The organism is Actinocrinis puniceicyclus (assembly GCF_018283645.1).
Classification (GTDB): domain Bacteria; phylum Actinomycetota; class Actinomycetes; order Streptomycetales; family Catenulisporaceae; genus Actinocrinis; species Actinocrinis puniceicyclus.
This window is the reverse complement of the sequence record NZ_JAGSXH010000177.1, coordinates 1-8,557: the sequence shown is the minus strand read 5'-3', so window position 1 is coordinate 8,557 and position 8,557 is coordinate 1. Positions and strand designations below refer to the sequence as shown.

7 protein-coding genes are annotated in these 8,557 nt (G+C 67.5%); 1 reads left to right on the top strand and 6 read right to left on the bottom strand.

What is annotated here, in order from left to right:
* Positions 1 to 510: 510 nt before the first annotated feature.
* The 6 genes from KGA66_RS26780 to KGA66_RS26755 form a co-directional block, all read right to left on the bottom strand.
* Positions 511 to 1,293 (bottom strand): IS5 family transposase, encoded by a 783-nt coding sequence (locus KGA66_RS26780; RefSeq protein ID WP_211471974.1) that lies wholly within the window; start codon positions 1,291 to 1,293, stop codon positions 511 to 513.
* A gap of 762 nt (positions 1,294 to 2,055) precedes the next feature.
* Positions 2,056 to 2,745 carry a LamG domain-containing protein gene (locus KGA66_RS26775; RefSeq protein ID WP_211471972.1) on the bottom strand — a complete coding sequence of 230 codons (690 nt, stop codon included), beginning with the start codon at positions 2,743 to 2,745 and terminating at the stop codon, positions 2,056 to 2,058.
* 540 nt (positions 2,746 to 3,285) lie between these two features.
* The gene (locus KGA66_RS26770; protein WP_211471970.1) at positions 3,286 to 3,711 is read right to left on the bottom strand and encodes a hypothetical protein; all 426 of its coding nucleotides are present in this window, start codon (positions 3,709 to 3,711) and stop codon (positions 3,286 to 3,288) included.
* Positions 3,712 to 3,717: 6 nt separating this feature from the next.
* Positions 3,718 to 6,153, bottom strand: a complete 2,436-nt coding sequence (locus tag KGA66_RS26765) for a hypothetical protein (protein ID WP_211471968.1) — start codon at positions 6,151 to 6,153, stop codon at positions 3,718 to 3,720.
* A gap of 3 nt (positions 6,154 to 6,156) precedes the next feature.
* Positions 6,157 to 6,492 (bottom strand): helix-turn-helix domain-containing protein, encoded by a 336-nt coding sequence (locus KGA66_RS26760; protein ID WP_211471966.1) that lies wholly within the window; start codon positions 6,490 to 6,492, stop codon positions 6,157 to 6,159.
* A complete protein-coding gene (locus KGA66_RS26755) occupies positions 6,493 to 7,593 on the bottom strand; it encodes a tyrosine-type recombinase/integrase (RefSeq protein WP_211471964.1) in 1,101 nt (366 codons plus the stop codon).
* A gap of 268 nt (positions 7,594 to 7,861) precedes the next feature.
* Here KGA66_RS26755 and KGA66_RS26750 point away from each other — a divergent pair.
* Positions 7,862 to 8,557 (top strand): IS256 family transposase (locus KGA66_RS26750; RefSeq protein WP_211471962.1); only part of this gene is annotated, 696 nt, incomplete at its 3' end.

The following is an 8,557-nucleotide window of genomic DNA, read 5'->3' as shown; positions in this document are numbered from 1 at the left end:
ACTACGGTAAGCATGGGCGTGCCCTCCCAGCCGACGTTGGCGCGTCGGCCTACTCGATGACCTTGGATTCGATCACTCGGGAGGGTACGCCCTCACCGAGCCGATCCACAGGTTCCAAGCATTGCTCCGGCTTAGGCCCCTGATCTGCATGAGGCACTCGGGCGGGCCCGGGACGAAGGACTGTCCCACCTGGTCCTGTCTTCCACCGTTAGTACCTGGACTCTGAGACACGCAGTACGCGGGACGCCAGCTGCACCGGCAGTCCCTCGTCGGCCATCACCGCGATCGCCTCGAACCGGCTTTTGGGGGCACCACGGCGTCGTGTGCATCGCCCGAGAGGTGGGACTGTGACAGCACACGCCCCTGCGGTGAGCAGCAGGAGCAGCACCCAGAGCAGCACGGTGAATCTGCCTTTGTTGGGTGCCGCCCTGAGCGGGTGGGGCGGCGACGGGCTCGTGCTGCTCCTCGTGCTGCACTCGATTTTCTTAGAAGCTGTCCCGCTTCTTCTGATCATGCGGCGTGCTGGGCGGCGAGGCGGGTCATCATGCGTATCGCCGCCCAGCGCACCATCGCCTCGTGGGTCTCTTCGAACCGCTCGTAATCGCGCACGGTGCGCCGGGCGTTGGCCAGGTGGGCGAACGACCTCTCGACCACCCACCGGCGCGGCAGCACCACGAAGCCGGTGGCCGCATCACAGCGCTTGACGATCTCGACAGCCAGCGACCAGTACCGCTTCGCGGTCTTCACCAACTCCCCAGCGTATCCGCCATCGGCCCACACCAGCCTGACCGTGGGACATACCAGGCGCAGCAGCGCGAACAGTACCCGGGCGGCGTCCCGGTCCTGCACGTTCGCCGGTCCCGCGACCACGCAGATCAGCAGGCCCAGGGTGTCCACCGCGATGTGCCTCTTGCGGCCGGTGACCTTCTTGGCCTGGTCCCAGCCGCGCGAGCCCACGCCGACGGTGGCGGCGGCGCGCACGGACTGCGAGTCCACGATCGCGGCGCTCGGCTCGGGATCCCGGCCGACCGCCACGCGCACCCGCCTGCGCAACTCGTCCACGACCTGCTCGGTGACCTGCGCCTTCTCCCACCGCTGGAAGTAGGCGTAGACCCGCTTCCACGGGGCGAAGTCCCGCGGCAGCCCGCGCCATTTGCAGCCCTGGTCCACCAGGTAGCGCAGCGCGTCGACGATCTCCCGGCGGCAGTAGCGCTCCGGGTGCCCGCCGCCCGCGGTGGTGCACGCCGGCGTCGGCAGCAGCGGCTCGAGGATCGCCCATTCGGCGTCGGTCATGTCGCCGGGGTAGAACCGCTCGCGTCGCGGACGCTCCGCGTGGAACCGCGCGTACCGGCAGCAGGGCCGCCGACCTGAAGCGATGACATCGGATGCGGGCATGGGGGAAGATGACACGGAAGGCTCCTGATGCCGGGGTGCGTCGAGAACACCACCAGTAAGCAGGAGCCTTCGTCACGCCGCCTGACTGACCATCAGGCGAGACAGGCCAACATCACAGGATGTGAGACAGCTTCTTAAGGCGATGACACCCGAAACGCACTTGATCAGGCGCGGGTGACCCAGGCACAGATCAAGGCCGTGACGCTTTGACGTTTTTGACGCCGGAGAGCCTTCTTCGCGCCGCCGGAGACTCTCCATCTCGTGGCAGCTGCTGCACCACGTGCTGCTTCCGGCGCGAAAACGGCCGGTAACCGTAAACCGGTTACCGGCCATGACCTGCACATACAGCGTCGAACTGACAGGATTTGAACCTGCGACCCCTTGACCCCTAGTCGGTGGTCGTATATCTCTGTCACGATTCGCCCGAATCTGTACCCGCATAAGCGTCCGCTATGCCCCGATGCCGGGCGATAGATGCTATTCCGGTGCTGCACCAGCTGCTGATCCTGCCGTACTGGCAGTCTGGAGACGGCAATCAAGCTTCTTTGTCGGTCCGGGCCCAGAGGGTGCCGTGTCGGCACGATAAATATCGCGTATGCCCTGTCACGGCCGTGCCCAGGCCGGTTGCGGGGCCTGGGCACGGGTGGTCACACCTCCGGATTACTGGATTTGGTCGTGGAGGGCGGTGATCTGGGGTGCGCTCAGGGCGTAGTTGAAGGCTTGCAGGTTGCTGATTTCGCCGGGGAAGTAGTCGGTTGGGTTGCCGTTGTAGAGGTCTCTGCCGACGGTGAACGCTCCGGTCGATTGCCATTCGGTGATACCGGTGGCGGTGGCGGCGAGGGCGCCGTTGACATACAGCTGAGCGGTTTTGGTCGCGGCGTTGTAGACGCCGACCAGGTGCGTCCAGCCTGTGCTCGCGGTTGAGGTGGTGGCGTCTTTGAATCCGGGATTGATGGTGTCGGCGGTGGCGAAGTAGAAGTCCCAGGCTGGTTTGTTGGCGCGAGCGTAGTTGTAGCCGAGGTAGAAGCCGCTGTTGGTTGTGCCGTTTTGTGTGGCGACGGCGGCGTTGCGGGTCGGGAGGGAAGTGAGGTTGACCCAGCCGGAGACGGTGAAGCTTTGCGGGGTGTAGATCTGGGCACCGGGCACGGTGTTGACGATTGGGTTGCTTGCCGCACCGTATCCGGTTATGCCGTCCAGGGTCAGGGCGGTGCCGCGGGTGGCGTCGTTGGTCCAGGTGTAGGTGCTGTTGAGGGTGAGGGGGTTCGCACCGGTGAGCGTGTCGCCCGCGAGGTAGGCGTTGCCGGTGTTGGTGGCGGTGTCGTTGGCGGTGGGGCCGGCGCCGTCGCTCATGAGCCAGGTGTCTTGGGCGCCTAGGATGGCGTTGGTCAGGGCGCCGTAGCCTGCGAGGGTGAGGTTGGCGTAGTCGGGGGTGGTGTTGCCGTTGCTGGTGCCGATGGCGGCGTCGGGGTGGAGTTTGATCTCGCTGTTGCTGGTGTCGGGGATGCCGATGGCGGTGTCGGGGTCGGTGTAGTAGAGCGGGGGCGTCGACCAGGGGTTAAGGCCTTGGGGGTTGTTCCCGTTGAGCCAGTTGTTGGTGTCGGTGCGGTTGCCGTCGACGGTGGCGGTGCAGGGGTCGTTGGTGGTGGCGCCGTCTCCGGTGTAGCCGTCGCAGGGGGTTAGACCGGCGGCGATGGTGGTGGTGCCGGTGGCCTGGAGGTAGGTGAGCAGTTGGGTGAAGCCGTTGGTTTCCAGGTTGGCGGCTGCGGCCCCAGGGGTGGTGTTGGTGCTGTTGAGAAGGTCTTCGAGTCCCTCTGGCGACGTCAGGTATCAGAACTGTCGGAATGCGTGCCGTATCTGTGTCTTGAAGGTCGTGTTGTTGGCCGTGGTCGGTCACGCGTTCCACTCGAGTCTGTATCGGCCGGTGCCCGTGTCGCGTGTGATGCGTCCGCGTCCTGGAGCCAGGCCGAACTCGGCTGCCGCCCATTCCGCTACGGCCGGAGCGAGGGCGACTTCGTCGTAGTCGGTTTCGACTATCTCAAGGGCACGTACCGTGATGAGGATGTGTCCGGTCGTCTCGATCGACTCGATCTCGTCCGCGACAGTGCGCAGGCCGGCCAGCAGCCAGTCGATCTCGTGCTCATTCAGAAGCAGGGGCTTGCCGCGGAAGGTGTCGGTGATGTTGGAGGCATCCAGCCAGACTCGAGTGCCGGCACGGTGGCCGATGGCAGGCGGATCCTGCGAACGATGCACCTCAGCGCCGATGCCAAGGAACAGCCCGAACGCGCTGGTCTGCACTTTATAGCGGTAGGTCCGCACAGTAGGTCACCGTTCTCGCTGGTCTGGGTGCTCGTTGCGGTCGGCTCGCCGTGCGATCTCGGCGGCGTAGTTCGTCCAGTCGCCGCTGCTGGCTCGCTGCCAGGCGACCGCGACCGCGATGTGGATGCCGAGCATGCGAGCAAGTACCGCGGCGGGCAGTTCGGTGGCCAGTTGGAACAGTGCGGTAGAACGGGCTCGGCTGGGGCGTATGCCGAGTTCGTGGAGGCGTTCGCCGAGGCGGTAGGCGCTGATCGGCCGCCCGGGCTGGCCGCCGGGGAAAAGCCAGGTGGACTGTCCGCTCTCTCCGATCGTGGCATGCCCGGTACGGGTCGCGGCGAGGCTCAGGACCACGCCGTCGAGGGGTTCTGGCAGCAGGATGGGTTCCTCACCGAAGCACAGGTGCACGCCGCCTGGCCCTGTGCGCAGGTGGTCGAGAGTCAGGCGGCTGATGGTCGCAGTCCGCTGGGCGTAGAGCAGGACCAGCAGTCCGGCAACGCGGTCTTCGGGCTCAAGGTTCTCGTCGTGCAGCAGGGTGCGAGCCTGCTTCCAGCGGGTTTCGGTATCGATGACGCCGGTCGGGCCCATCCAGCGGACTGCGGCGAAGTCGAGAGATGTCAGCTTGTTGCGCTTGGCCCAGCGTATGAAGTTGCCCGCTTCCTTCCGGTTCGGGGTTTCCGAGTCGGCGAGCCAGGCGTCGAGGTCGCGCTGGCGGGCGGTGGCCAGGGTGGTGCCGCGGCCGGCGAGCTCGTCGAGCAGCGCTATGGCGGCGGTGATGTTGCGGCGGGCGGTGGTGAGTTGGCCGTAGGTAGCCTCGGTTCCGTTCAGGCGTCCGCGCAGTCGGCGCACGACGTGCCAGGTGGCGTAGCGGTGCAGCACGCCGCGCTCGTCGGAGTCCTCCCGTTTGGCGATCGTCTGGGCGATCCACCGTTCGAGCCGCGCCAGCTGTTCGTCGCGCGGTGGCAGGGTGCCGATAGCGACCAGGACGGAGCGCAGGTGCTCGACGGTCTTGCCGGTGGGCAGTTCGTCGAGGGTGGCGTGGGTCAGCGGCTTCTCGCCGTCTTTGATGTTGCGCAGGATCTGTGGAGCAGTGCTCTTGGTCAACCATGCGGCGGCGGTGTGCGGCCTTGGTGTGGTGGCCAGTGTCTGATACAGAACCCGCAGGTCCGGGCGTATCTGCCCGGTCTGATCGCCGAGCAGTTCACACAGCTTCTGCTCAAGCGCGCATCGGGCGCAGCGTCCGAGGTGGATGCGTCCGGTCTCGCCGCAGTCTTGGCATTCACGCCAGAACTCGGCGTCAGGACGGGTGCAGGTCGAACACAGGGGCTCGGTGCGCGTTCCGCCGCGGATCGAGCGCATCTGGCCGCAGCCCGAACAGATCGCCCAGCGCTGGGCGCAGGCGGTGCACCACGGTTTGCCCGTGGTCTTCGAAGCCAGCGTCGGTCCGTGGGCGCCGCAGATGCTGCAGGTCGCGATCGTCAGAGGGCGGCAGTTCGCGCACAGCGGCCCGTCCGCTGTCCGGTTGCTCACCGGCCGGTGACGACCGCACTTGACGCAGGTCTCGTGGTTGGCCGGGTCGTTGATCAAGCAGGCTGGACACAGCGGGCGTCCGTATTCGTCCCGGGTTCCGGGTTCGCGCACGGCGCCGCATCCAGTGCAGGTCACGGCCCGGGAGTGGGCGACGCAGGTCCGGCACAGCCACAGCCCGTTGATCTTCCGGTGCAGGCTGATCGCCCGGCGGCAGCCGGGGCAGACCGGCCGGACGATGTTCTGCACCCCGGCATCGGCGAGAACCTCGATCAAGCGCAGGACCGAGGGGATCGGGGCTTCGGCGCCCGCACCCATCAGCAGCTCCGGCCGCTGCTCGATCGCCCAGGCCAGGTGGCGGCGGTTCCCGGGGCGGCTGGCGACAGCCGCGACCGCCTCGGCCATGATGCTCGGAGTCACGGAAGGGTCGATGCCGATCACGACATCGAGCAGCAACTCGGCGGGATCCTTGCCTTCTACCGGCGGGCACTGGGCGCAGCGCCGCTGTCCCTGCCGGTCGCGGAAGACCAGTTGTTTCGTCTTCCCACAGGCAGCGCACGGGCCCGGCGCGGCGATGCACACCGTGCAGTACCAGTCCTGGCCGCGGCGTTGCAGGGTGCGAAGATGCTTGCCGCAGTCTGCGCACGCCGGCGGCGCGATCTTCTCGGCGCCGAGCTGGCGCAGTGCCAGCAACAGATCCCCGATCGCCCGCGGCGCCGGAGAGCGCCCGTCCCGAAGGACCTTTGGGCTATCGAGCAGCGCCTGGGCCAGAAGGCGGCGCTTGTGCCGACCGCCGGCAAGCCCGGCGACCGTCGCGGTCACCGCCTCCCGCTCGAGCGCAGGCTCGACCGCCCCGACCGCGTCGACGATCACGGCGATCGGGTCGGCCAGTACCTGCGGCGCGAGGGGCGTGACCACGTCCTACTCCTCGCCCACCGCGGTTATGCGGGCGCGCCGGGGGCGCAGGTGCCCGATGCTCGTCTCGGCGCCGACGGCCTTCTTCGGCCGGGCCGCGGCACCGGGCGCCGCCACTGGCTCGATCAGCTCGTCCATCCGGCACTCGAGGATGTCCATCAGAGCCATCAATACCTTCAAGCTCAGCCGTTCGGGGCGTTCGACGACCAGGCGGTAGACCTGGCTGGAGGAGAGTTGGATCCCGCGCTCGGCCAGCGGTCCGGTCAGATCAGTGGTCTGGAACATTCCGCGGGTGGCCATCACCTGCCGCAGGTTCCACCGGTAGTCCAGCAGCGAGGTCATCTACCGGCCCTCCCGCCGCGGCGCGGGGGCCTCGAACGCCGGTGTCAGTGCCTTGCGCAGCGCGGTGTTCATGAAGTCTCCACTCACGTGGGTGTAAATGGCCGTGGACGTATCGCACCGGTGCCCGACAGCTTCCTGGATGAACCGGCGGTCGACCCCGTCCTCGGTCAGGTGGGTCACCCAAGAGTGCCGCAGCGAGTGCGGCGTGAGCACCTTCGGCAGTCCGAGCGCGTCGCGGTAGGCGACGAACCGGGCGTTGATCTCCGCCGGTTGAAGTCGGCCGGCCCGTTCGGTCACCCACAGCGCCGGATGCTCGGCGCAATCGAACCTCGGTCGGACGTTCTCGACGTAGTCGGCCACCGCATCCACTGCCCAGCCCATCACCGACGGCACGTTGCGCCGCCGCGGCGGCTGGCCGCGCACCGCCTTGCCGTAGCGCACGTGCAGCATCCCGAACCGGCCGAACTCCGGGGCGGCCGGATTGCGCCCGAAGTCGACCAGGTCGAGCTTCGAACACTCGGTGCGCCGCAGTCCCCAGGCGTAGAGGACCTTGAACATCGTCGCATCGCGATACGCCGCCAACGCCCCCTTGCGCCGGACCCGCACCGCCCGCTCGACCTGGTCGTCGGCATAGTCGAGGAATCGCTGCAGTTCCTCGCGGGTGAACGGGCGAGCCTCCGGGTTGCCCTCGTACTCGTTCAGGTGGGCGATCGTGTTCCACTCGTGGCAGATCGCCACCGGGAAGGTGCCGAACGCCTTGTCACACTCCACCGCCCAGCCGTAGCGGCCGTCGGTCACGTACTCGCTGAACAGGCGAAGATCCGTCTGGTACCCGCGGATCGTAGACGGCGCCAGATGCTTCTCCGAGGTCAGCGACACCGTCCACTCATCCACGTCGCCCGGGGTCCACTGCCACGGATATGCGTTAGTGAACTCCAGGAACCGGCGCACCAGCTTCTCCCGCGCCTCGATCGTCGCCTGCTGCAGGCCCCGGGCCGTCTGCTGGGCGCACCAACCGCGCAGCATTGCCTCGAACATCGCGTCCTGCGGACGCAGATGCACCACTCCCGAGACGAGTTCCAGGTGCGCGGAACCTGCCAACCCGCCCCGTCCCACAAGCCCCTCCGACCCAACCAGTCGCGACCATCAGAGGGCAGGATCATGCATCAGACGCAGGCGCCGTGCAAGTCACGCAGGTCAGAACCCATCCATGAAGCCTCTGAGACATCGGCGCAAGCATCAGCCTCATCAGGCGACCAGCGACAACGCTCCCGCCTGATGCAATTCCCGACACTTTTCATACAGCACGGTGGGTCTGTCTCGATAACGGTGCGGAAGCGAAACATCCGGTCACGAAGGGATGATTCGTATGACTAACACCGCTATTGACACCAACCAGGCGACGGTCGCAGGATCCGACGGTGTGAGCCTTGACTTCGCGCAGAACCTGGTCGAGCTGATCGACCCGGACACCCTGGCCGGGCTGGCGGCGGCCGCCCGCGAGCAGGCCGCCGACGGCGGGCTCAAGCTGCTGGGCGCCGACGGGCTGCTGGTGCCGATCACCAAGGCGGTGCTCGAGGCCGCGCTTACCGCCGAGCTGGACGAGCACCTGGCCGCCGCGTCGGGGGCGAACCGCGCCAACGGCACCCGACGCAAGACGCTGCGCACCGAGATCGGCCCGGTGGCCGTGAACGTGCCGCGCGACCGCGCCGGCACGTTCGCCCCGGCCGTGGTGGGCAAGCGCTCCCGGCGCACCTCCGGGATCGACGAGATGGTCATCTCCCTGGTCGCCAAGGGCCTGACCACCGGGGAGGTCGCAGCCCACCTGCACGAGGTGTTCGGGGTCGAGGCGTCCAAGGACACCGTCTCGGCGATCACCGACCGGGTCCTGGAGACGATGGCCGAGTGGCGCAGCCGCCCGCTGGACGAGGTGTACCCGGTGGTGTTCTGCGACGCGATCCACGTCAAGGTCCGCGACGGGAAGGTCGCGAACAAGGCCGTGTACGTCGCCCTGGGCGTGGATGTGGACGGGTGCCGCGACATCCTGGGGCTGTGGGTCGGGGAG

What these genes read in the sequence shown, in the direction of transcription:
- KGA66_RS26780 (WP_211471974.1), bottom strand. Translation starts at nt 1,293, where the DNA reads ATGACCGACGCCGAATGGGCGATCCTCGAGCCGCTGCTGCCGACGCCG.
- KGA66_RS26775 (WP_211471972.1), bottom strand. Translation starts at nt 2,745, where the DNA reads ATGAGCGACGGCGCCGGCCCCACCGCCAACGACACCGCCACCAACACC.
- KGA66_RS26760 (WP_211471966.1), bottom strand. Translation starts at nt 6,492, where the DNA reads ATGACCTCGCTGCTGGACTACCGGTGGAACCTGCGGCAGGTGATGGCC.